General features: G+C 71.4%; 21 protein-coding genes. 12 read left to right on the forward strand and 9 right to left on the reverse strand.

The features are described 5' to 3' along the window. Positions 1–935 (forward strand): acetylxylan esterase (locus HNR30_RS38015; RefSeq protein ID WP_181614972.1); only part of this gene is annotated, 935 nt, incomplete at its 5' end. Between the two features lie 46 nt (positions 936–981). Further along, on the forward strand, positions 982–1,437 hold the full coding sequence (locus HNR30_RS38020) for a VOC family protein (protein WP_181614973.1): 456 nt from the start codon (positions 982–984) through the stop codon (positions 1,435–1,437). Between the two features lie 115 nt (positions 1,438–1,552). Here HNR30_RS38020 and HNR30_RS38025 read toward each other — a convergent pair whose 3' ends face one another. Both HNR30_RS38025 and HNR30_RS38030 read right to left on the reverse strand, forming a co-directional pair. Then, the gene (locus HNR30_RS38025) at positions 1,553–2,209 is read right to left on the reverse strand and encodes a formylglycine-generating enzyme family protein (protein ID WP_181615216.1); all 657 of its coding nucleotides are present in this window, start codon (positions 2,207–2,209) and stop codon (positions 1,553–1,555) included. A 401-nt stretch (positions 2,210–2,610) separates the two neighbouring features. Then, positions 2,611–3,282, reverse strand: a complete 672-nt coding sequence (locus HNR30_RS38030; RefSeq protein ID WP_181614974.1) for a TetR/AcrR family transcriptional regulator — start codon at positions 3,280–3,282, stop codon at positions 2,611–2,613. 79 nt (positions 3,283–3,361) lie between these two features. On the opposite strand from HNR30_RS38030, the gene HNR30_RS38035 reads away from it, so the two are divergent. Both HNR30_RS38035 and HNR30_RS38040 read left to right on the forward strand, forming a co-directional pair. Continuing rightward, positions 3,362–3,838 carry an anthrone oxygenase family protein gene (locus HNR30_RS38035; RefSeq protein WP_181614975.1) on the forward strand — a complete coding sequence of 159 codons (477 nt, stop codon included), beginning with the start codon at positions 3,362–3,364 and terminating at the stop codon, positions 3,836–3,838. Next, complete coding sequence (locus HNR30_RS38040; RefSeq protein ID WP_181614976.1) at positions 3,835–4,353, forward strand: hypothetical protein; 519 nt, start codon at positions 3,835–3,837, stop codon at positions 4,351–4,353. Before HNR30_RS38035 ends, HNR30_RS38040 begins: the two co-directional genes overlap by 4 nt. Positions 4,354–4,556: 203 nt before the next feature. On the opposite strand, the gene HNR30_RS38045 is transcribed toward HNR30_RS38040, so the two are convergent. From HNR30_RS38045 to HNR30_RS38055, 3 genes are all read right to left on the reverse strand, one after another. Then, a complete protein-coding gene (locus tag HNR30_RS38045) occupies positions 4,557–5,483 on the reverse strand; it encodes an aldo/keto reductase (protein WP_181614977.1) in 927 nt (308 codons plus the stop codon). Positions 5,484–5,622: 139 nt separating this feature from the next. After that, positions 5,623–5,919 carry a ubiquitin family protein gene (locus tag HNR30_RS38050; RefSeq protein ID WP_181614978.1) on the reverse strand — a complete coding sequence of 99 codons (297 nt, stop codon included), beginning with the start codon at positions 5,917–5,919 and terminating at the stop codon, positions 5,623–5,625. A 3-nt stretch (positions 5,920–5,922) separates the two neighbouring features. Continuing rightward, on the reverse strand, positions 5,923–7,002 hold the full coding sequence (locus HNR30_RS38055) for a WD40/YVTN/BNR-like repeat-containing protein (RefSeq protein ID WP_181614979.1): 1,080 nt from the start codon (positions 7,000–7,002) through the stop codon (positions 5,923–5,925). A gap of 135 nt (positions 7,003–7,137) precedes the next feature. Between HNR30_RS38055 and HNR30_RS38060 the strand changes: the two genes are divergently transcribed. After that, positions 7,138–7,944, forward strand: coding sequence for a helix-turn-helix domain-containing protein (locus HNR30_RS38060; RefSeq protein ID WP_181614980.1), 807 nt, complete (start codon positions 7,138–7,140; stop codon positions 7,942–7,944). Between the two features lie 79 nt (positions 7,945–8,023). On the opposite strand, the gene HNR30_RS38065 is transcribed toward HNR30_RS38060, so the two are convergent. Together HNR30_RS38065 and HNR30_RS38070 are read right to left on the reverse strand one after the other, a co-directional pair. Continuing rightward, the gene (locus HNR30_RS38065; RefSeq protein ID WP_181614981.1) at positions 8,024–9,142 is read right to left on the reverse strand and encodes a globin domain-containing protein; all 1,119 of its coding nucleotides are present in this window, start codon (positions 9,140–9,142) and stop codon (positions 8,024–8,026) included. 251 nt (positions 9,143–9,393) lie between these two features. Beyond that, positions 9,394–10,881: an N-acyl-D-amino-acid deacylase family protein gene (locus HNR30_RS38070; protein WP_181614982.1), complete on the reverse strand. Its 1,488-nt coding sequence runs from the start codon at positions 10,879–10,881 to the stop codon at positions 9,394–9,396. 119 nt (positions 10,882–11,000) lie between these two features. Here HNR30_RS38070 and HNR30_RS38075 point away from each other — a divergent pair, with 119 nt between their 5' ends. The 3 genes from HNR30_RS38075 to HNR30_RS38085 are packed head-to-tail and all read left to right on the forward strand — an operon-like array spanning position 11,001 to position 14,624. Next, positions 11,001–12,296, forward strand: a complete 1,296-nt coding sequence (locus HNR30_RS38075; protein WP_181614983.1) for a serine hydrolase domain-containing protein — start codon at positions 11,001–11,003, stop codon at positions 12,294–12,296. Continuing rightward, positions 12,293–13,057, forward strand: coding sequence for a GNAT family N-acetyltransferase (locus tag HNR30_RS38080; protein ID WP_181614984.1), 765 nt, complete (start codon positions 12,293–12,295; stop codon positions 13,055–13,057). The genes HNR30_RS38075 and HNR30_RS38080 overlap by 4 nt, the downstream gene beginning before the upstream one ends. Next, entirely contained in the window at positions 13,038–14,624 is a 1,587-nt protein-coding gene (locus tag HNR30_RS38085) for a PucR family transcriptional regulator (protein ID WP_181614985.1), read from the forward strand. Before HNR30_RS38080 ends, HNR30_RS38085 begins: the two co-directional genes overlap by 20 nt. A gap of 10 nt (positions 14,625–14,634) precedes the next feature. Here HNR30_RS38085 and HNR30_RS38090 read toward each other — a convergent pair whose 3' ends face one another. Further along, positions 14,635–16,068: an ABC transporter substrate-binding protein gene (locus HNR30_RS38090; RefSeq protein ID WP_181614986.1), complete on the reverse strand. Its 1,434-nt coding sequence runs from the start codon at positions 16,066–16,068 to the stop codon at positions 14,635–14,637. Here HNR30_RS38090 and HNR30_RS38095 point away from each other — a divergent pair. Genes HNR30_RS38095 through HNR30_RS38110 form a run of 4 tightly spaced genes read left to right on the forward strand, consistent with a single transcriptional unit; the run spans position 16,067 to position 19,845 of the window. Continuing rightward, positions 16,067–16,372 (forward strand): hypothetical protein, encoded by a 306-nt coding sequence (locus tag HNR30_RS38095; protein WP_181614987.1) that lies wholly within the window; start codon positions 16,067–16,069, stop codon positions 16,370–16,372. The two genes, HNR30_RS38090 and HNR30_RS38095, sit on opposite strands and share 2 nt — an antisense overlap. Positions 16,373–16,412: 40 nt before the next feature. Beyond that, the gene (locus HNR30_RS38100; RefSeq protein WP_220134451.1) at positions 16,413–17,375 is read left to right on the forward strand and encodes an ABC transporter permease; all 963 of its coding nucleotides are present in this window, start codon (positions 16,413–16,415) and stop codon (positions 17,373–17,375) included. Further along, positions 17,375–19,135, forward strand: coding sequence for a dipeptide/oligopeptide/nickel ABC transporter permease/ATP-binding protein (locus tag HNR30_RS38105; RefSeq protein WP_181614989.1), 1,761 nt, complete (start codon positions 17,375–17,377; stop codon positions 19,133–19,135). The genes HNR30_RS38100 and HNR30_RS38105 overlap by 1 nt, the downstream gene beginning before the upstream one ends. After that, positions 19,132–19,845: an ABC transporter ATP-binding protein gene (locus HNR30_RS38110; protein ID WP_181614990.1), complete on the forward strand. Its 714-nt coding sequence runs from the start codon at positions 19,132–19,134 to the stop codon at positions 19,843–19,845. The genes HNR30_RS38105 and HNR30_RS38110 overlap by 4 nt, the downstream gene beginning before the upstream one ends. Here the strand turns inward: HNR30_RS38110 and HNR30_RS38115 are convergent. Beyond that, positions 19,823–21,391, reverse strand: a complete 1,569-nt coding sequence (locus tag HNR30_RS38115; RefSeq protein ID WP_181614991.1) for a CocE/NonD family hydrolase — start codon at positions 21,389–21,391, stop codon at positions 19,823–19,825. The two genes, HNR30_RS38110 and HNR30_RS38115, sit on opposite strands and share 23 nt — an antisense overlap. Positions 21,392–21,394 lie beyond the last annotated feature (3 nt).

Genomic DNA, 21,394 nt, shown 5'->3' on the forward strand with positions numbered 1-21,394 from the left:
ACCCGACTTACGGCTACGACCTCGACGCGCTGCTGGCCGTACCCGCCCCCTCGCCTCCCGCCGACTTCGACGCCTTCTGGCAGGGCCTGTACGCCCAGGCCCTCGACGTCGCCGTCGCCCCGCAGCTCGGCCCGCTGGAGTACGAACAGGACGGCATGCGCGTCCACGGCGTCACCTACACCTCGAGCGGCGGCTTCCGCGTCGGCGGCTGGCTGACGCTGCCCGCCGACGGCGAGGTCACCCGCGGCCTGGTCGTCGTCCACGGGTACGGCGGGCGCACCGCTCCCGAGACCACCCTGCCCGGCCCCGGCACCGCGGCCATCTGGCCGTGCGCCCGAGGACTCGGGGACCGCAGCCTGTCGCCGGAGATCCCCTCCCTGGCCGCCGAGCACGTCCTGCACGGCATCGCCGCACGCGACACCTACGTGCACGGCGGCAACGCGGCCGACGTGTGGTGCGCGGCCACCGCCCTCCGCGAACTCGTGCCGCAGGCCGGGCGGCTCGACTACGTGGGCACCAGCTTCGGCGGCGGGCTCGGCGCGCTCGCCCTGCCGTGGGACCCGCGCTTCACCAGCGGCGTCCTGGTGGTGCCGAGCTTCGGCAACATCCCGCTGCGGCTGACCCTGCCCTGCCTGGGCAGCGGCGAGGCCGTCCGCGCCCACCACGCCGCCCACCCGGAGGTGGTGGAGGTGCTGCGGTACTTCGACGCGGCCTCGGCGGCGACCCGGGTGAACATCCCGATGCTCGTGGCCGCCGCCCTCTACGACCCCGCGGTGCCGCCGCCCGGGCAGTTCGCGGTCTACAACGGGCTGGCCGCCGGGGTGCGGGAGCTGGTGGTGCTGAGCCACGGGCACGCGGAGTACGAGGGGGCCGAGGCGGAGGCCGCGGAGTTGCGCAGCGCCATCCACCGCTTCCTCACCGTCGAGCCGGGCTGACCGCCGGCCGGGCCGGATTGTCGGTGGGGCCTGACACCATCACCTCATGGCAACCCGCTTCCAGATCACCGTCGACTGCGCCGACCCCGACCGGCTGGCCCACTTCTGGGCCGCCGCGCTCCACTACGAGCTCCAGGAGCCGCCCGACGGTTTCGACACCTGGGCCGACTACTGGCGCAGCAGAGGCCTGCCCGAGGAGGAGGTGGGCGACGGCCTCGGCTACGACTCCATCGTCGACCCCTCCGGCGCCGGGCCCCGCCTGTGGTTCCAGCAGGTGCCCGAGAAGAAGGAGGTCAAGAACCGCCTCCACCTCGACCTCGACGTCACCAACCGGCGCAGCGGCACCCTCGAGGCGCGCCGCGAGCTCATCGACGCCGAGGCCGCCCGCCTGATCGCCCTCGGCGCCACGATCTCCCGCGTCGCCGGACCGGAGATCGGCATCACCGACTACTACGCCATCACCCTGCTCGACCCGGAGGGCAACGAGTTCTGCATCAGCTGAGCGCCTTCGCCACCCGGGCCACGGAGTTCTGTATCAGCAGTGCGCCTCCGCCACCCGGGCGACGGAGTTCTGCATCAGCTGAGCTCCTCCGCCACCCGGGCCACGGAGTACCGCATCAACTGAGCTCCTGCGCCGACCGGGCGACGCGGAAACCGACATCGTCCAGCCGCAGCGTCGGGTGGCTGCGGCGACGCACCGAGGCACGGCAGCTCCACGGCTCGTCGAACCACCCGCCGCCGCGCAACACCCGGTAGCTGCCGTAGACCTCGGCGTCGTAGACGTCCCAGCACCACTCCCACACGTTGCCGAGCATGTCGTACAAGCCCCACGCGTTGGGCGCCTTCCCTCCGACGGGGTGGCTGCGCTCACCCGAGTTGGCCCGATACCAGGCGATCTCGTCAAGCGAGCCGTACCTGGGCCCGGTGCTGCCCGCCCGGCAGGCGTACTCCCACTCGGCCTCCGTGGGCAGCCGGTATCCGTCCGACCCGGCGTCCCACACGCAGTCCGTCCCGTCGGGCGACAGGCGGTAGGCGGGGGTGAGACGCTCGCGTTCCGAGCGGGCGTTGCAGTAGCGCACCGCGTCGTGCCACGACACGGTCTCGACGGGCCGGTCCGCACCGGGCGCGCTGCTGGGCTGCGCTCCGGTGACGTCGGCGTAGTCGCCCTGGGTGACGGGACAGGAGGCGAGCAGGAAGGGCGCGACAGCGGCGGGCCAGGTGCGCTGCGTCCGCCGGTCGGACAACATCACCTGCCCGGGGGCCAGGGGGATCATCTCGCCTGCTCTCACGCCGGCGATCTTATCGACGGCACGGACGCCCTCCTGGAGCCCAGTCTCTCCGGCACCCCTCGGCAACCCCAGCCCTTTCGCCGGGCCCATCCCGGGCCAACTCGAAGCCCGGGCACAGCATCCTGCTCAAAGTCACCCCGCCTCCGGTCGCCCCCGCCTTCGGCCACCCGCCTCCGGTCGCCCCCGCCTTCGGCCACCCGTCTCCGGCCCCCGTCTCCGGCCCCCGTCTCCGGCCCCCGTCTCCGGCCTGGCTGCTCGGTCACCCTGCCCCTGGCGTGGCCGTTCGGTCACCCTGCCCCCGGGCGTGGCGGGACGGGTGCTTGCACGCGGGACGACGGGACGACGGGGCGGCGGAAGCGGGTCGGCGGGGCGGTGAAGGTGGTGCGCTAACGCGTGAGAGAGCCTCCGAGCAGGGTTGCCGCCAGCGTCGTGGCGAGCCAGTCGGTGTACTCGTCCGCGTTCCAGCCGCACACCTCGGTCAGCTTCTCGTAGTTCTCCGTCGAGGTCAGCACGTAGATCTGCGCGGCCGCGCGCGCAGCGGGGAGGCCCGGCCGCAGGGCGCCGAGAGCGTGCAAATGCTCGGCCGGTCCGCGGCTGCCCACCAGTCGCTCACCTTCGATGTCTGTCAGGAGCTCTTGGAGTCCGGTGTCGGCGGGTGACGCGGCGGCGGCGGCGCGCAGCACGCGATGCACTGGCTGGATGCGCAGCAGTATCGCCGTCGCCATGGCGGCGTACTTGGCCAGCTTGCGCACCGGGTCCGGCTCATCGATGATCGCCTGGACCTCGGCGCGGTCCCGTTGCGGCACAGGGCTGGCGTCCCCGGCCAGCGTGATGTCGTAGACGAGCTTGGCCAGCGCCGGCTTGCCGCCGGGGGCTGAGGTGTACAGCGTCTGAACGGCTACTCCTGCGTCGCGCGCCACCTCGGCCATGGTGGTGTCGGCGTAGCCCTTCCTCAGCATCAGCTCCCGCGCCGCCGTCGCGATCTTCTGCCGGGTGGCCTGTGCCTGCTCCTGGCGTAGCGCGCTGGAGTAGGAGCGCCGCTTCTTCTGCTCGGTCATCGCATGCCATGATTCCAGAACTATATTGACTAGATGTTGCTCTAATGAAAGAGTTTACTTCCAATGAAGGAGGTGTTGAGTGTCCCTTTTGCTCGCCGTGTCCAGGATCGCGGCGCTCCTGTTGATAGGCCTGTACGCGGGCGGGGTCTTTTTCACGGTGATCGCACCGTCGGTGTCCCGGATGCCGGGAGTCGCGTACGTCAGGTACTGGCAGGCGCTCAACGTCGACTACGGACGGGCCATGCCACCTCTTCTCCTGACCGGTCTGGCGGCTCTGATCATGGTCGCGGTGCTGTCGGCGCGTCGGGGCTGGCTCGTCCTGGGCCTCAGCTCGGCCGCCCTGATCCTGGTGCTCCTCACCGTCGTGCTCACCCTGGCGGGGCTGGAACCGCTCAACCGGATCGCGGACGGCTGGGATCCTGAAGCGCTGCCCGCTGACTGGCAGGAGAGTCGCCGACGGTGGCTGAACCTGCATCTCGTTCGAAGCGTTCTCGGCGTCACGGCCTTCGTGTGCCTCGCGGCGGCGCAGATCTTCGACAGGCAGGTGTCCTCGTGACGCGTCCCGGACCGATCGTGCCCGCCCTTGCCCTCCTGTCCGTGGCCCTGCTCACGGGATGCTCGGCACCCTCCACGGAGGACGGCGGATGTCCGCTCGCGACCGAGGACCTGGACAAGGAGACGTCCCTGCGATGGCAGCTGAGGGAGAAACACGACTCCTACCCGCTGGAGACGACAGAGTCGATCAAGGCGATGGTCTGCCTTTACACGGCGGCGGACGCCCCGCAGCAGGGTGACGACCCCCTGACGATGCGGACCGACCTGGTCGAAGGGCCTGAGGTGGACACGGTGCGGAAGAGCTTCGAACAGACCTGCGCCGGGAACGCGGGCCGCGTTCGCGAGGTCTCGCGGGCGCAGGTCTGTGACAAGAACGGTTCGGTCGTGGACGGGCTGATCGCTATGGGGGATCGGGCGGTCAACGTCTACTGGGTCAACGCCGACATGGCCATCGCCGTGAAGCTCACCCCGTCGTTTGAGCGGATTGTCGCCATGATGGCCGGGAACCGAGGCTGAACGGCACGCCGATCAGCAGGAGCGCCGCGGCGAGCTGGATACCCATGTGTGAGTGGCATGTGCCGGGTCCGCGGATCGGCGGGCACCGAGTCCACGGACCGGGGTGCCGGGTTCATAGATCGGCGAGTGCCGAGTCCACGGATCGGCAGTGAAGGAGCCCGTGCAGTCCGAGCCGCGATGAGAGCCGCTGCCGCAGTGGCACGTCAGCGAATGGACGAGAGAAGAGTCATCTCCTCGTCCGACAGGCGCAGCGAGGCGGCGGCGACGTTGTCGTCGAGATGGCCGGGGTCGCCGGTGCCCGGGATGGCGAGCACGTGAGGGCCCTGCTGCAGTGTCCAGGCCAGGCGCACCTGCGCCGCCGAGACGCCGTGGGCGCGGGCGACGGCGGTGACGGCGTCGGCGTCCATCGACGGAGCGCCCGATTCGCGGCCGGCGCCGGCGATGGCGAAGAACGGGACGAAGGCGATGCCCTGCTCGCCGCACGACCGCAGCAGGTCCTGGCCGGCGGCGGGGGCGCCGATGCCGTACGGGTTCTGCACGCACACGACGGGCGCGATGGCCTTGGCCTCGGCCATTTGCTCCGGCGTGGCGTTGGAGATGCCGAGCTGGCGGATGAGCCCGGCCTGGCGCAGCTCGGCCAGCGCGCCGAAGTGGTCGGTAATCGAGGTGGCCACGCGGCTGGGCGGGATGCGGAGGTTGACCACGTCGAGGTGGTCGCGGCCGAGCTGGCGGATGTTCTCCTCGACCTGGCCGCGCAGCTGCTCGGGTGCCGCCCACCACCACTGGCCCGAGGGGTCGCGGCCGGGCCAGACCTTGGTGGTGATGACCAGGTCGCTCGGGTAGGGCGCCAGGGCGCGGTTGATCAGCTCGTTGGCCGAGCGGGTGGAGGAGAAGTAGAAGGCGGCGGTGTCGATGTGGTTGACGCCCAGCTCCACGGCGCGGCGCAGCACCGCGATGGAGGGTTCGCGGTCGCGGGGGACACCCTGGTCGAAGGCGGCGGTTCCGGTCAGGCGCATGGCGCCGAAACCCAGGCGGTTGACGACGAGGTCGCCGAGTTTCCAGGTGCCGGCCGCAGCGGCGTTCGGAGTGGCGTTCGGAGTGGCGTTAGGGGTGGCGTTAGGGGTGGACATCGAGCGGGGGCTCCTCTGCGGGGTGCGGACGCGCAAATGCGGCATGCGGGGATGCGGACACGCAAAGAAGCCTCCAGGTGCGACAGGGGCGGTGCCCGGTCGACGTGGAGGCTTCAGGAAGTGGCGAAAATATAGCAGATCAGCCAAGCGCCGGCAGAACGTACACCTCGGCGCCGGGAGGCAGGGCGCAGTCGAGGCCGCCGACGGCCCGCGCGTTCTCCCCGCACACCACCATGCTGATGTGGCGCCTGATGCGCCCGTCGACGTCGCGCAGGCGCTCCTCGAGGACGGGATGGGTGCGCCTGAGGGTGTCGAGCGCGGCGCCCAGGGTCGGGGGCGCGCCCACGGCGAAGACCTTGACCTCGGTGTCACCTCCGACCCAGTGGCGCAGGGTCGCGGGCAGCACGAACACGACCATGGTCGCGGCTTTCCCCATGGGTCAGAGCACCGCGGAGCGGACGGTGAGCACGTCGGGAAGGTGACGCGCCACCTCCTGCCAGGTCTGGCCGTCGTCGCGCGAGCCGTAGACGAAACCGTCGCGGGTGCCGAAGTAGAGGCCCGCCTCGGAGGTGCTCATGGCGTCGCGCAGCACGGTGCCGTAGACGGGGCCTTCGGGCAGCCCGGAGTCGAGCGGCTGCCAGGAGCCTCCCGCGTCGTCGCTGCGGTAGACCCGGTAGCGGTGGCCGACGGGGGTGCGGTCCATGTCGGCGTGGAGCGGCAGGACGTAGACGGTGTCGGGCTTGGAGGGGTGCACGGCGACGGGGAAGCCGAAGTCGGAGGGCAGCGAGGTGCCGATGTCGGTCCACGACAGGCCGAAGTCGTCGCTGCGGTAGACGCCGAAGTGGTGCTGCAGGAAGAGCCGGTCGGGACGCGACGGGTGGAAGGCCACCTTGTGCACGCACTGCCCGAACTCGGGATACTGCTGGCCTTCGGGCATGAACGGGGCGCGGATGCCCTGGTTGGCGGCCTGCCAGGAGATGCCGCCGTCGGTGCTGCGGTAGAAGCCGCCGGTGGAGACGGCCACGCCCATGATCTTCGGGTCGGTGGGGTGGGCGAGGATGGTGTGCATGCACAGGCCGCCCCCGCCGGGCTGCCACTGCTCGCGGTGCGGATGCTCCCACAGGCCCTCGACCAGGGTGTAGGTCACGCCGCCGTCTTCCGACCGGAACAGCGCGCCGGGCTCGGCGCCGGCCCAGACGACGCCGGGCTCCGACGGCGAGGGCAGCAGCTGCCAGACCTTCTCGAGGGTGGCGCCGGTCTTCTCGGGAAAGGCGACCGGTGGCTTGTCGGCTTCGTGCCAGCTGGCACCCAAATCATCGGAGTACATCACCGAGGGGCCGAAATGGCCGTATTCGATCCCGGCCAGGAGCCGCGGGGTCTCGCCTCGGGTGTCGATGGCCACGCTCTGGACCCCGACGGTGGAGAACTGGATGGGCTCGACCTCGAACGGGCCCCCGTCGCGCGACCGGGCCAGGATGAGGCCCTTGCGGGTGCCGATGGCGAGCAGTGCATCAGTCATGATCTTGCTCCCTGTCGAGATGGTTGCGGCCATGGTGTCACGGGCTACCGACAAAAGCCGGGCTCTACGGGATTTGCCCGTCCGCTACCTCCCAGGTAATCGTGGGCATTCCCATATGTCGGTAACGTGCCGACCATGACTGCTCTTGCCGTACACGAGGAGACCTTCGGAGAGCTGCTGCGATCCTGGCGCCAGCGGCGCCGGGTCAGCCAGCTCGACCTGGCGATCGAGGCCGACGTGTCGTCCCGGCACATCAGTTTCCTGGAGACCGGCCGGGCCAATCCCAGCCGCGACATGGTGATGAGGCTGGCCGAGGAGCTCGACGTACCGCTGCGCCACCGCAACCGGCTGCTGGTGGCCGCGGGCTTCGCGCCCGCCTTCCGCGAGCGCGAGGTGCAGGCGCCGGAGATGGGGGTGGTACGGCAGGCGATCGACAAGATCCTGCATGCCCACAACCCCTATCCGGCGGTGGTGGTGGACGCGGCGTGGAATCTGGTGGCGGCCAACGAGGCGGCGATGGCCTTCTTCGGCGGCAGCGTGTCGGAGGAGCTGATGAAGACCGACCCTGTCAACGTGCTGCGGATGACCCTGCACCCGGACGGCATGGCGGCCAAGCTGGTGAACCTCGCCGAGGTACGGGCCCACCTGCTGCAGCGGCTGCGCAGGCAGGCGGAGGCGTCGGGCGACGGCCGGCTGGGCGAACTGCACGACGAGCTGGCCGGGTACACCTACCCGGGGGTGGAGCTGAACGTGGCCCACGTGCCGGGACCGGGCGACATCCTGCTGCCGCTCCGGATCCGCCACGGCGAGATGGTGCTGTCGATGTTCACGACGATCGCGACCTTCGGCTCGCCGCTGGACGTGACGGTCTCCGAGCTGGCGATCGAGACGCTGTGGCCCGCCGACGAAGCGACCGCCGCCGTCTTCAACGGCGGCGGGTGACGGGTGACCTGGGGCGGCGGGTGACCTGGGGCGGCGGGTGACCTGGAAAAGGGGATGACCTGGGGAGGGGGAGGCCGGATCAGTGTTCGCCGTGGACCACGTCGCGGCTGATGCGGGCGAGCGGCACCCCGTTGATCTGCAGGCGCCGTACCGTCTCGTTGACCATGCCCGGCGGCCCGCACACGTACACCTGGTGCTCGGACCAGGTGTGGAAACGCTCGGTCACCTCGGGCAGGTGCCCGCGCATCCCGTCGAAGGCCGGTTCGTCCGACACCACGGGAAGCACCCGTAGCCAGGGGAACGACGCCTCCATCCTGATCAGGTCGGGCAGGTCGTAGAGTTCGGCGGCGGTCCGCGCGCCGTACAGCAGGTGCACGTTGGGCCGCCGTCCCGAGGCGATGACCTGCTCGATGATGGCCTTGATCGGCGCCAGCCCGGTGCCTCCCGCCACGCACAGCAGGTCGCGGTTGCCGCGTTCGGGCGACGTCATCGTGCCCATGGGCGGGCCCAGCATGATCGTGTCGCCGATGCGGGTGTGGCGCACCAGCGAGGTCGAGACCCAGCCGCCGCTGACGGCGCGCACGTGCAGCCGGATGGTGTTGTCGGCGCGCGGGGCGTTGGCGATCGAGAACGTGCGCCACACCCGGGGCCAGCGGGAGGTCTGCACGTTGACGTACTGTCCCGCGGTGTACGGCAGGCGCTGCGTGGGCCGCAGCGTGATGACGGCGATGTCGGGCCTGCGCAGTTCGTGATCGATGATCTCGGCCAGCCACCACGCCGGGGAGACCCCCGCGTCGGCGTCGGCGGAGTCGATCATGAGGTTGGCGGCGGCGGTGTAGGCGGCCACCCAGGCGGCTTCGATCTCGCTGTTCCACACCTCGCGCGCGAAGCGCCGGATGGTGGCCAGCAGCGCGTTGCCGACGGCCGTGTAGTGCTCGGCGATCACGCCGTACTTGCGATGGTCGCGCCCGAGCTGGCTCAGGTAGCCGGCCATGCTGTCGGGACTGTCGAGACTCCAGACGATCCGGGTCAGCGAGCTGAACAGCCGGTCCCTCTGGACGTCCATCGCCGGGGGGAACATTCCCCGAAGGTGTGGATTCTCGGCGAAGAGGCGCCCGTAGAAGTAGGCGGTGGCCTTGTCGGCCACCGGCTCGACGACGGAGAAACTCTCCTTGACGAGGCGCGGATTCAACGACATATAACTTTTACCCCACCTTTCGATCGGAACCGTTATTTCCGATCGAGTCGCAGCACCTCCCTGGCATTCCGGGTGAAGAGCGTCCGGCGGCCCCGGCCCAACCGATCGCTCGAATTCGAGTCTTACACCCGCTCTCGGGCGTCACAACCGTTTCCCCTCAATACGGTGCGAAGTAGAACTATCCGTAACGGGACCGTTATTTTCCGTATCAGAAGTCCCAGGAGAAAAAGCGAATAATCATCACTTTCGCGTTAGGCCATTCTCAGCACGCGCCCCGCGCGAGCTCCGCCGAACTCCCCGTGCTCGACCACCGGCCGCCCTTCGAGCAGAACGTGCACGATTCCCGTGGGCCGCGCGGAAGGCTCCAGATACGTGCCCGCGTGCCCCACGGTCTCCGGGTCGAAGACGGTGATGTCGGCATAGGCGCCCGCCCCCAGCCACCCCCGGCCCGCCAGCCCGAACTGGTCGGCCACGAGGGAGGTCATCTTGCGCACCGCCTCGGCCATCGGCACCACCCGGCGCTCGCGCACGTAGGCGCCGAGGAAGCGAGGGAAGCAGCCCCACGTGCGCGGATGCTCCAGCCCGACGGGCGCGCCGTTGTCGGAGCCGATGCCGATCAGCGGATCGGCCATGATCTCGACGACGTCGGCCTCGTCCATCATCTCGATGACCATCTGCGCGGCGGGATCCTCGGCGACCAGGTCGCAGAGCGTGTCCCAGGTGCCGCCCAGGTCGGCCAGCGTGCGCCCCGCCACGCCCGGCCGGGTGTGCGAGGTCACCAGGACCTTGCCGGGCGCGGCGTCGCGCCACAGCCCTGACCCGGAGCTGAGCTCCAGCAGCCTGGCCCGCTCGCCGGGCGACGACAGCCGGGCCGCGACGTTGCCGCCCGACAGGGCCACGGGCGGCAGCAGCGCGGCCAGCACCGTCGAGCCCGCCAGGTAGGGATACTGGTCGCCGAGCACGTCGACGCCGCGGGCACGGGCCGAGCGCAGCCGCTCCAGCAACATCGAGGCCTGGCCGTGGTTGGGCAGCCCGCCCACCTTGCAGTGGGAGACCTGCAGCCGCACCCTGGCCCGGGTGGCGACCTCGATCGCCTCGTCGAGCGCCGCGGCCAGCTCCGAGCTCTCGTTGCGCATGTGCGTGGTGTACGGCCTGCCGTACGCGTGGGCGACCCTGGCCAGGGCGACCAGCTCCTCGGTGTCGCCGTAGGAGCCGGGCGGGTAGATGAGGCCGCTCGACAGGCCGCACGCCCCCGCCTCGAAGGCCTCGCGCGCCAGCTCCGCCATCGCCTCGACCGACGTCGTCTCGGAGAAGCCCGAGACGGCGGCACGCAGCGTGGAGTGGCCGACGAGGGTGGCGACGTGGTTGGTGGGCCCCGCGGCCTCGATCGCGTCGAGGTATCCGGCGAAGCTCCAGCCGGGTACGGCATGGCCGGTCAGCTCCTCCAGCGCGGGCGCCGAGGGAGCGTAGGAGAAGCCGCAGTTGCCGTTGATCTCGGTGGTGACGCCCTGGAAGAGCTTGAACGGCTGGGCGTCGTCCATCAGCGGCACGAGGTCGGAGTGGCAGTGCGCGTCGATGAAGCCGGGTGCGACGGCCAGACCCGAGACGTCGATGACGCGCGAGGCGGTGAGCCCGGACCCCACGGCGGCCACCCGGCCGCCGGAGATCGCCACGTCGGCGACCACACCGGGCGAGCCGAGACCGTCGTACACCGTGCCACCGCGAAGCAAGAGATCCATACGTTTCACCCAACACCCTGATATTTCGGGAAATCTTGTCGTAACAGACCTAAGAACCAGCTCCCGCTTGGTCGATAAGAACGAAGAGACGGCAGCCGCCCCCCGCCTAGCGTGCCAGCATGACGATGTCACTGGCTGAGCCGCTGGCTGAACTGAGCAAACGCTTCCGGGTCCCCGGCGCGAGCCTCGCCTACTGGCACGACGGGCACCTGCGCGAAGAGGCCACCGGGGTGCTCAACCTGGACACCGGCGTGGAGGTCACCACCGACTCGCTGTTCCAGATCGGCTCCATCACCAAGGTCTGGACGGCCACCCAGCTCATGCTCCTGGCCGAGCGGGGCGAGATCACGCTCGACACCCCCGTCGACGGTTTCCCCGGCGTCACGATCAAGCACCTGCTCACCCACACCAGCGGCATCGACGGCGACTTCTTCCACGACACCGGACGCGGCGACGACTGCCTGGCCCGCTACGCCGAGGACGCCAGGCAGGTGGCCCGCGTGCATCCCCCCGGCGCCGCCCACTCCTACTGCAACACCGGCTTCTCCCTGGCCGGACGCGTCATCGAGACCATCACCGGCAAGGTGTGGGACGCCGCCCTGCGCGAGCAGATCATCGAACCCCTGGGCCTGACCCACACCTGGACCCTGCCCGAGGACGTGCTGCGCTTCCGCGCCGCCACCGGCCACCTCGGCGAGCCGGGGGAGGAGCCGGGGCCCACCCCGCGCTGGGGCATGATGCGCACCGTCGGCCCCGCCGGGCTGATCTGCTCCACCGCCGCCGACGTGGTGCGATTCGCCCGCTCCTTCCACGACGGCGCCCTGCTGACGCCCGCGAGCGCCGAGCTCATGGTCACGCCGCACGTCGAGCTGCCCGCCAACCCGTACGGCACGCACTGGGGCCTGGGCTGGATCCTCGACACCTGGGAGGGCCGGGCCGTCTGGAGCCACGGCGGCAACACCATCGGCCAGTCGGCGCAGCTGTGGACCCTGCCCGGCACCGGCACCGGCAACGACTCTGGAACCACGGTCTGCGTGCTGGCCAACGGCGGCGACACCTACGGCTTCTTCCAAGCCGTCGCCCAGGAGCTCTTCCCCGCGTTGTGCGGGGTGCGCCCGCGCCCGCTCCCGCAGCCGCCCGGCGAGGTCGTCCCCGTCGACGGCCGGCACGACGGCGTCTACGAGCGCGAGTCGGCCCGCATCACCGTCGAGGGCGCCCGCATGACCTACCTCAACACCAGCGCCTTCGCCGACCTGGACGAGCCGATGCTCTTCGACCTGGTCGCGCTCGACGACGACCGGTACCTCGCCCGCCGCGAGGGCACCGCCACCTGGGTCGGCGTCACCTTCGCCACCCGCGAGGACGGCACGCCCTACCAGTACTTCAGCCTGCGCTCGACCCCCAGGCTTCCGTGAACGAGACCGCCGAGCTGACCATCGGCGAGCTGACCGAGGTGGCCGACCACCACCGCGCCGCCGAGCTGATCACCCGCATCTGGGGCAGCATGCTGCTCGAACCCGGCCTGATCAGGACCATCTCCCACGTGGGCGGTTACGTGGCGGGCGCGCACGCCCAGGGTGAACTGGTCGGGATCGCGGTCGGCTTCCTCGCCGGTGACGGGCACCTGCACTCCCACATCACCGGCGTGCTGCCCGGCGCCCGCGGCGGCACCGGGTACGCGCTGAAGCAGCACCAGCGCTCCTGGTGCCGCGAGCGCGGCGTGCCGTACATCTCCTGGACGTTCGATCCGCTGGTCAGCCGCAACGCCTACCTCAACGTGCACCGGCTCGGCGCCCGCATCGCCGCCTACCTGCCGGACTTCTACGGCACCATGCGCGACTCGATCAACGCGGGCGATGCCAGCGACCGCCTCTACGTCGTGTGGGAGGTGGAGCGCCCCCGTGACCCCTCGGGGGTGGCGGACGCGGCCGTCCTGCTCGGCAGGGACGGCCTCGACCCCGTGCGCCTGGCCGTCCAGCCCGGCGAGCACGAGCGCCTGGCCGTGGCCATGCCGAAGGACGTCGAAAGCCTGCGCCTGCGTGCCCCGGACAGTGCCAGGCGCTGGCGCGCCGCCGTACGTGAGGCCCTGATGACGGCGGCCGACGCCGGCCACGAGATCGTCGACGTGACACGAGATGGGTGGTATGTCCTGAACCGTGAGCAACAGCGTGAGTAGCCTGGCCCGCATCCTGGACGACCTGGGCTCGACGTTTCTCGACGTCGTGGCCTCGCCGGGCGAGCTGGAGTTCGAGATCAGCTCGGTCCAGATCTACGACCCGCTCGACGAGCTCAGCATCGGCCGCGGCGCCATCCTGCTCGGCGTGGGCGTCGAGGGCGCCTCGCGCATCTGCGCCCTGCTCGACGAGCTCGGCGCCCAGCAGGCGGCGGGACTGGTGGTCAAGATGCCGGTGCAACTGGACGAGGTGGTGCGCGCCAAGGTGCTGCAGACCGGGGTGGCCCTGCTGGGACTGACCCGCGCGGCCTCCTGGGCGCAGGTCGCCGCGCTGCTGCGCTCGCTGCTGGCGGAGGGCGAGGTCGCGGGCGAGCCCGCCGAGAGCCCCGACGACCTGTTCACCCTGGCCAACGCCGTGTGCGAGCTGCTCGACGCGCCGATCACCATCGAGGACCGTTCCTCGCGCGTCCTGGCCTTCTCCGGGCGGCAGGACGAGGCCGACCAGGCCCGCATCGAGACCGTGCTGGGGCGCAAGGTTCCGGAGAAGTACCAGCGGCTGCAGGAGGAGCGCGGCATCTACCGCGAGCTCTATCACTCGCGCGAGCCGATCTTCTTCGACCTGGGCAACGGCATGCTGCCCCGCGCGGCGATAGCCGTACGGGCGGGCGACGAGATCCTCGGCTCCATGTGGGCCACCGTCGACGGGCCCCTGCCCGACGGCAGGCGGCGTGCCTTCGCGGACGCCGCCAAGATCGTCGCTTTGCACCTGCTGCGGCAGCGGGCGGGCGCCGACGCCCAGCGCCGCCTGCGCGCCGACCTGCTCTCCACCGTCCTGGAGGGCGGGCGCGACGCCGCCGACGCCGCCGCCAGGCTCGGCCTCGCCACCGAGCGCGTCTGCGTCCTGGCGGCCGGGCTGCACGAGACCTCGATCGAGGACGCCGCGGGACGCGAGGGCGAACGCCAGCGCTTCTGCGACGCGCTCGCGCTGCACGTCGGCGCCATCCACCCGCACGCCGCCGCGGCCCTCGTCGGCAGCGTCGCCTACGCCGTCCTGCCGATGCACGCGCCCGGCGCCGACGCCGAGGCCCGGGCGGTCAAGGTCGCCGAGAGCTTCCTGTCCAGGACCGGGCGGCGCTTCCCCGCCGCCATCGGCGTCGGGCGCCTGGTCAACACGCTGGCCGAGGTGGGCAGATCACGCGCCGACGCCGCGCGGGCGCTGCGGGTGCTGCGATCGCGCGGCGCCTCGGGTGTGGCGGCGTCGTACGCGGAGGTCTACTTCGACTCGCTGCTGCTGCAGCTGGGCGACCTGGTGGCGGCCGAGGAGCAGCCGCCCGCCGGGCCGTACGAGAAGCTGCTGGCCTACGACGCCGAGCACGGGACCGACCTGGTGCTCACCCTCAAGGCCTACCTGGACCACCTCGGCAACGTGCACGCCGCCGCCAAGGCCGTCCAGGTGCACCAGAACACCTTCCGCTACCGGCTGCGCAGGCTGACCACGATCTCGGGCCTGGATCTCGACGATCCGGGCGCCCGGCTCGCGGTCAGCCTGCAGCTGCGGCTCCACCAGTGACTACAAGTGACTACTTGGCCAGCATCCTGATCGTGCTGGGGTGGAAGGGGCCGCCGATGCGGGCGAACTCGGCGCCGTTGCCGTACAGCGGCGTCGTGGTGTCGGCGAACGGCACGATGTCGGCCTTGGCGAACAGCGCCTCCTCGGCGGCGTTCCACTTGGCGCAGCTGTCGGCCTCCGTCGGGGCCTTGGCCGCCTCGCCGATCAGCCGGTCGTAGTCGGCGTTCTTGATCGACGACCAGTTGGCGCCACCCTCGGTCGAGGACTTGCCCGACAGGAACGGCACGATCATGCTCGGCAACGGCACGTTGACCTGGATCCAGCCCGCGTCCCAGTCCATGGAGCCGTCGTTGATCGCCCCGAGCTGCGCCGAGGTGATCTGCTTCAGCTCGGTCTGCACGCCGAGCGCCTCCCACTTGCTCTTGACCAGCTCCATCGCCGACTTGCCCGGGTCGCCGTGGTCGGTCAGGTAGACGAAGGTGACCTTGAGCGGCTTGCCGCCCTGGCCGTAGCCGGCCTCCTTGAGCAGCGCGGCCGCGCCCGCCGGGTCGTGCTGTGGCAGCTTGGCGGTCGTCACCCCCGGACAGACCTTGGGCTGCATGCTCAGCCCCTCGGGCAGGGCCCCGGTGCCGCTGGTGGCCACGCGCATGAGCTCGCCGAGGTCGAGCGCCATGGTCAGCGCGCGCCGCACCCGGTCGTCGGCGGTGGCCCGGCCGGCGGCCTGGTTGAAGGTGTACTCACCGAACATCAGCCGGATCTCGGTCTTGAACAGCTTCTTGGCCTCCACCCGCGCCCGGTCGGGGCCGATGATGCTGGCGGCGTTCAGCTGGCCCGACAGCAGCAGGTTGGCGGCGGTCGCCTCGTTCTTGATGACCTTGAGGATCACCTTGTCCGGCAGGCCCTCCTGCTGCGCGGTCACCCCGCCGGGACCCCACGCGTAGTCGGCGCGCCTGGTGAGGGTGTAGTGGTCGTCGGCGACCGACTCGGTCAGGGTGAACATGCCGGTGCCGTGCTTGCCGGTCTTGAGCCCGGCCGGGTCCTTGAGCCCGGGGCCGCACACGATGAAGACGCTCGACAGGCGGCGCAGCAGGAACGGGTCGGCGTTGGTGAGTTTCACCGAGACGGTGCCCGCGGCGTCGTCGCCCGTGGCCTTCAGGTCGGTGGGCACGAACAGCCCGTACAGCTGCGACTTGTTGTTGGGGTCGGCGATGAAGTTGAGGCTTCCGGCGACGTCGGAGGCTTTCAGCGGGGCGCCGTCGGCGCACTTCACGTCCTTCTTGAGCGTGAAATCCGCCGATTTATCGGTGGTTTTCCAGTCGGTCGCGAGCTGCGGGATGATCGTGCCGTCGTCCTGGTAGGCGATGAGGGTGTCGTAGAGGAAATAATCGACGTTCCGCGGTTCCGACAACGCGGTCAGCAGCGGGTTGAGGTCGCCCGGTTCCATGATGGCCATCGTGAAGGTGGCCCCTTTGGCGTATTTTCCCGCCGCCTGCGAGGAGGCCGTGGGGCTCGCGGTCCCTCCGGAACCGCCGCACGCCGCGGTCGCCAGGGCCACCGCGCTCATCACCCCGAGCAATCGTGCGCGCATCGCCAACTCCCATCTGAGCTATGCCTGGATACCGGTCAGCGTGGACCCCGGAGCTTTCCTCTGCATCGTGAGATCCGCCAAAGCGACGAAATATCGCGGTATTTCTCGACAACTCCTCGTCGAGACTGACAGGCCGCACCAGCCCGAGTGGGTCAAGTGAACGATGCCCATTTATCGCCACAACTGGTTAGATGCCCGACATGCCCCGCCATCCCTGGGCCCACTACCTGCTCCGGCGTGCCACCCGCTTCCTCATCAGCATGGCCCTTCTCGTCACCGCCACCTTCGCCATGGTCCACGCCATCCCGGGTGACCCGGTGCGCGCCGCCCTGGGCGCGACCGCCTCGCCGGAACTGGTCGCGGCCAAGACCCACGAACTCGGCCTCGACCTGCCCGTGTGGCAGCAGTACGCCCGCTACCTGGCCGCCCTGTTCTCCGGCGAGCTCGGCGCCTCCATGACCTCGGGCCTGCCCGTCGCCCAGACGATCGCCGACCGCCTGCCGTACACGAGCCTGCTGGCCGCCGTCGCGCTGGCGGTGGTCATGCTCGTCGCGGTCCCGCTCGGCATGGCCATGGCCGCCGTCACCCGCGGCGGGCGGGGCCGGGTGGGCGAGCTGCTGTTCACCGGCGTCGCGGGCTTCCTGGCGGTCGTGCCGGAGTTCCTGCTGGCCGTCTGCCTGGTCGCCCTGTTCGCGATGGGCCTGGAGTGGCTGCCGGTGGCCGACGTGACCGGGAGCATGGGGCCCGAGTTCTACATCCTGCCCGCGCTCGCCCTGGCGATCGGCCCGGCCGCCGCGCTGGCCCGCATCGTCCGGGTCGAGGGGCTGCAGGTGCTCGCGTCCGACTACGTCCGTACGGCACGCGCCAAACGCCTGCCCGCCCGCGTGGTCCACCTGCGCCACGCCCTGCCCAACCTGCTCACCTCCGCGCTGACGATCGGCGGCCTGCTGGTGTCGGGGCTGGTCGCGGGCAGCGTCCTGGTCGAGAACGTCTTCGCCTGGCCGGGCCTCGGCACCGCCCTGGTGGAGGCGATCAGGGCCAAGGACTTCCCGGTGGTCCAGGGCGTCGTGCTGATCTACGGCAGCGCGGTGCTGCTGGTGAACTTCGGTGTGGACCTGCTGCTGGGACGGCTGGACCCGCGCTCGGTGATCGGGGAGTCGTGATGTTGCGCATCGCCGCGTTGCTGTCGCTGCTGTTCCTGCTCTTCCTGACGGGCCTGGGCCCGATCATCTGGGGCGACGACGCCCTGGCCATCGACACCGCCGCGCTCGCCCAGGGCGCCTCGGCCGCCCACCCGATGGGCACCGACGGTCTGGGCCGCGACGTGCTGGCCCGCATCATGGTCGCCTCCCGGCTGACCGTCGGCCTGGCCCTGCTGACGACGGCCATCGCCGTGGCCGGCGGGCTCGTCCTCGGCGGGCTGCCCGCGGTGCTGGGGCCGCGCGCCGGGCGGCTGATCAACGGGTTCGTCGGCCTCGTCGTCGCCTTCCCCGGCCTGCTGATCGCGCTCGTGCTCGCCGTCGTCTTCGGCAGCGGCGGCACCGCGGCCGCGCTGGCGATCGGCGTCGCCTCGATCCCGAGCTTCGCCCGCCTCACCCAGACCCTGGCCGCCTCCGTCGCCGGCCGCGACTTCATCGCCGCCGCACGTGTCCTGGGCGTGGGCCGGGTCAGGATGCTCTACCGGCACATCCTGCCCAACATCGCCGAGCCGCTGGTCGTCCAGGCCACCCTCGGCGCGGGCGGCGCGCTGCTGGCCTTCGCCGCCCTGTCCTTCCTCGGCCTGGGCGTGCAGTCTCCCGGCTACGACTGGGGCGTGCTGCTCAACGAGGGACTCAACCGCGTCTACATCAACCCCGCCGCCGCGCTCGGCCCCGGCCTGGCCGTGGTGCTGGCCGGTCTCGCCTTCAACGTGATGGGGGAGTACGCCGCCCAGGCCTTCGGCGGCCGCTCCCGGGTGATCCGCACCCGCGGACGCTCCTCACGTCCCGCTCCCGGCCCCGCCCTGCGGGTGCGCGATCTGACGGTCAGGTACGGCGACGCGGTCCCGGTCAAGGGCGTCTCCTTCGAGGTCGTCCCCGGCGAGCGCGTCGGCATCGTCGGCGAGTCCGGCTCCGGCAAGAGCCTCACCGCCCTGGCCGTCTCCGGCCTGGTCGAGCCGCCGGGCCAGGTCTCCGGCGACATCGAGGCGGCCGAGACCGCCATGGTCTTCCAGGACCCGATGACCTCGCTCAACCCGGCGCTGCGGATCGCCACCCAGCTCGCCGAGGTGGCCACGACGCACGAGGGGATGTCGCGCCGCGCCGCCCGGTCGCTGGCCGTCACCCGTCTCACCGACGTGCACATCGCCCAGGCCGCGCGCGTCGTCCGGCAGTATCCGCACGAGCTGTCGGGCGGCATGCGCCAGCGCGCGATGATCGCCATGGGCCTGATGGGCACCCCCCGGCTGATCATCGCCGACGAGCCCACGACCGCGCTCGACGTGACCGTCCAGAAGCAGATCCTCGACCTGCTGCGCGAGGTCAGCACCACGACCGGCGCCGCGATCGTGCTCGTCTCGCACGACCTGGCCGTGGTCGGGCAGCTCTGCTCGCGCGTGCTGGTCATGTACGCGGGAGTGATCGTCGAGGACCTGCCGGTGTCGCGTCTCACGGCGGAGCCGGACGCCGGAGACGGTCCCGCCCACCCGTACACGCGGGCGCTGCTGGCCGCCGTGCCGGACCTGACCGCCGACCGTTCACGGCCGCTGGCCACCATTCCCGGGCGCATGCCCTCGCCGCTGGACGTCACCGGCGGCTGCCCCTTCGCCCCGCGCTGCCCCCGCGCCGACTCCCGCTGCCACGCCGAGACGCCCGCCTTCGACGGCGCCGTCGCCTGCTGGCACCCGCACACCACGGAGCACGTCCTCAAGGAGGAGAGCCGATGACGGCCCTGGAGTTCCACGGCGTCTCGGTACGGCTCGGCCGGGGCCGCAGAGCGGTCACCGTGGTCGACGACGTCACCCTGACCGTCCCCTCGGGCGGTGTCACCGGCCTGGTCGGCGAGTCGGGCTGCGGCAAGACCACGCTGGCCCGCGCCGCGGTCGGCCTGGTGCCGCTGTCGGGCGGCGCCATCCACCCGCGCAGCCGCGTCCAGCTTGTCTTCCAGGACCCGTACTCCTCGCTCGATCCCCGGATGACCGTCGGCGCCGCCATCGCCGAGGCGCTGCCCCGCCGTACGCGCTCCGACGAGGTCTCCCGCCTGCTCGACCTCGTCGGCCTGGACCCGGCGCTGGCCGTACGGCTGCCGCGCCACCTGTCCGGCGGTCAGCGCCAGCGCGTGGCGCTGGCCCGCGCGCTGACGGCCCGCCCCGAGGTGGTCATCGCCGACGAGATCACCTCGGCGCTCGACGTCTCGGTCCAGGGCCTCGTGCTCAACCTGGTCCGCGAGATCCAGCGCGAGCTCGGCCTGACGATGTTGTTCATCTCCCACAACCTGGCCGTGGTGCGCTACGTGAGCGATCACGTGGCGGTGATGCGGGCGGGCCGCATCGTCGAGAGCGGCCCGGTCGAGCAGGTGCTCTCCGAGCCCGCCGACGCCTACACCCGCACGCTGCTGGCGGCGGTGCCCACGCTCAGGTCAGCACCGGGAGCGTGAGCGCCGAGGTGTGGCCGATCTCGTAGGAGACCCGCTTGCCGGCCACGGCCGAGGCGGCGGGCTCGCCGGTGCCGTGGTTGCGGGCGAAACGCGGGAAGCAGGCGCCCGAGACCTGCACGCGCAGCCGGTGGCCGCGCAGGAACCGGTAACCGGTGGGGAACAGCTCGACCGTGACCTCGTCGTCGTCCGGGGCGAGGCGGAGCACGCCGTCGGTGACGTTGCGCGACAGGCCCGCCTGGTCGACGTCGCACAGCCGGACGAACAGGTCGCCGAACCCGGTGTCGGTGCGCACGGCGACGCGCGCGGTGACCGGGCCGACCAGGTCGAGGTCGCGGGGCAGCGGGGCGGAGGTGTAGACGAGCACGTCGCGGCGGCGCTCCAGCTCGCGCTGGTCGCGCTGCCCGCCCTTGCCGCCGAGCAGCGGCCCGCCGACGGTCGGGGCGGGGTCGGCGGGGTCGTGGACGAAGGAGTCGTGGCCGGGCTCGCCGGTGGCCTCCCAGCCGAGCCCGCCCCGCGGACCCAGGTGCAGCGTCGTCGGGGTGGCGGGCGGCGGCCAGCTGTCGAAGTCGAGCCACTGGCGGGCGTTCTGCAGGTGCAGGCGGACCGGGGCGCGGCGGAGCTGGGCGCCGTCGTCCATGAGGTGGGCGCGCAGCCAGGAGACGGCGTCGATCAGGCCCGCCCGGATGGCGCCCGCGTCGTGGCCCCACGGGCCGATGGTGATGCGGTTGTTCCGCCCGGCGGCGAAGTCGGCGATCGTCTCGGGCAGGAAGATGTCGTACCAGCCGCTGACCATGCTCGCCGGCGTGGTCAGCCCGGCCGCGGCGGGGCTGTGGTCGCTCTCGGCCCAGAACGCCCTGTCGTGGTCCACGACGTCGCGGAAGAAGGCCGACGGCCTGCCGACCGCCGCCAGGTCCGCGGTGGCCAGCGGCAGGTGGCGCTTGGCCCGCTCGACCTTGCGGTGGTAGAGCGGGCTGATCGGGGCGCCGAGCGGCGCCGACTCCTGCACGGTGATCAGCGACGACCAGCCGAGCAGGTTGTGCAGGGCCAGGGTGCCGCCGGGGTAGAAGGTGTTGACCAGTCCGGAGGCGGTGATGCCCAGGCACATCGCCGACAGGGGCTGCTCCAGGTAGGGCCCTAAGGCCCACTGGGTGTAGCCGCCGTAGCTGTTGCCCGCCGTGGCCAGCCTGCCGTCGCACCAGGGCTGGGCGCGCAGCCAGGCGGCCGTCGCCAGGCCGTCGGCCCGCTCCTGGGCGAAGGGCATGAAGGTGCCGCCCGAGCCGAAGGTGCCGCGCACGCTCTGGGCCACGACCTGGAAGCCCTGACGCGACAACGCGCCGCCGAGCAGCCGTGACTCCAGGTTGGCCCTGCCGTACGGCGTGCGGATCAGCACCACCGGCAGCGGCCCCGCGACCCCTTGCGGGCGGTAGCGGTCGGCCAGCAGGAGCGTGCCGTCGGGCATCGGCACGCGCAGATTCCTGGTGACCGTGACCGCGTCCGTCCGTGCCTGGGGCAGGCCCATGAGCCTGTCGATAAGTCGCCCGATCATGTG

It is taken from the genome of Nonomuraea soli, from assembly GCF_013761175.1.
Lineage (GTDB): Bacteria > Actinomycetota > Actinomycetes > Streptosporangiales > Streptosporangiaceae > Nonomuraea > Nonomuraea soli.

What these genes read in the sequence shown, in the direction of transcription:
- HNR30_RS38050 (WP_181614978.1), bottom strand. Translation starts at nt 5,919, where the DNA reads ATGGGGAAAGCCGCGACCATGGTCGTGTTCGTGCTGCCCGCGACCCTG.
- HNR30_RS38045 (WP_181614977.1), bottom strand. Translation starts at nt 5,483, where the DNA reads ATGTCCACCCCTAACGCCACCCCTAACGCCACTCCGAACGCCACTCCG.
- HNR30_RS38115 (WP_181614991.1), bottom strand. Translation starts at nt 21,391, where the DNA reads ATGATCGGGCGACTTATCGACAGGCTCATGGGCCTGCCCCAGGCACGG.
- HNR30_RS38105 (WP_181614989.1), top strand. Translation starts at nt 17,375, where the DNA reads ATGTTGCGCATCGCCGCGTTGCTGTCGCTGCTGTTCCTGCTCTTCCTG.
- HNR30_RS38060 (WP_181614980.1), top strand. Translation starts at nt 7,138, where the DNA reads ATGACTGCTCTTGCCGTACACGAGGAGACCTTCGGAGAGCTGCTGCGA.
- HNR30_RS38055 (WP_181614979.1), bottom strand. Translation starts at nt 7,002, where the DNA reads ATGACTGATGCACTGCTCGCCATCGGCACCCGCAAGGGCCTCATCCTG.
- HNR30_RS38110 (WP_181614990.1), top strand. Translation starts at nt 19,132, where the DNA reads ATGACGGCCCTGGAGTTCCACGGCGTCTCGGTACGGCTCGGCCGGGGC.
- HNR30_RS38025 (WP_181615216.1), bottom strand. Translation starts at nt 2,209, where the DNA reads ATGATCCCCCTGGCCCCCGGGCAGGTGATGTTGTCCGACCGGCGGACG.
- HNR30_RS38100 (WP_220134451.1), top strand. Translation starts at nt 16,413, where the DNA reads ATGCCCCGCCATCCCTGGGCCCACTACCTGCTCCGGCGTGCCACCCGC.
- HNR30_RS38070 (WP_181614982.1), bottom strand. Translation starts at nt 10,881, where the DNA reads ATGGATCTCTTGCTTCGCGGTGGCACGGTGTACGACGGTCTCGGCTCG.
- HNR30_RS38030 (WP_181614974.1), bottom strand. Translation starts at nt 3,282, where the DNA reads ATGACCGAGCAGAAGAAGCGGCGCTCCTACTCCAGCGCGCTACGCCAG.
- HNR30_RS38020 (WP_181614973.1), top strand. Translation starts at nt 982, where the DNA reads ATGGCAACCCGCTTCCAGATCACCGTCGACTGCGCCGACCCCGACCGG.
- HNR30_RS38075 (WP_181614983.1), top strand. Translation starts at nt 11,001, where the DNA reads ATGACGATGTCACTGGCTGAGCCGCTGGCTGAACTGAGCAAACGCTTC.
- HNR30_RS38095 (WP_181614987.1), top strand. Translation starts at nt 16,067, where the DNA reads ATGATGGCCATCGTGAAGGTGGCCCCTTTGGCGTATTTTCCCGCCGCC.
- HNR30_RS38090 (WP_181614986.1), bottom strand. Translation starts at nt 16,068, where the DNA reads ATGGAACCGGGCGACCTCAACCCGCTGCTGACCGCGTTGTCGGAACCG.
- HNR30_RS38065 (WP_181614981.1), bottom strand. Translation starts at nt 9,142, where the DNA reads ATGTCGTTGAATCCGCGCCTCGTCAAGGAGAGTTTCTCCGTCGTCGAG.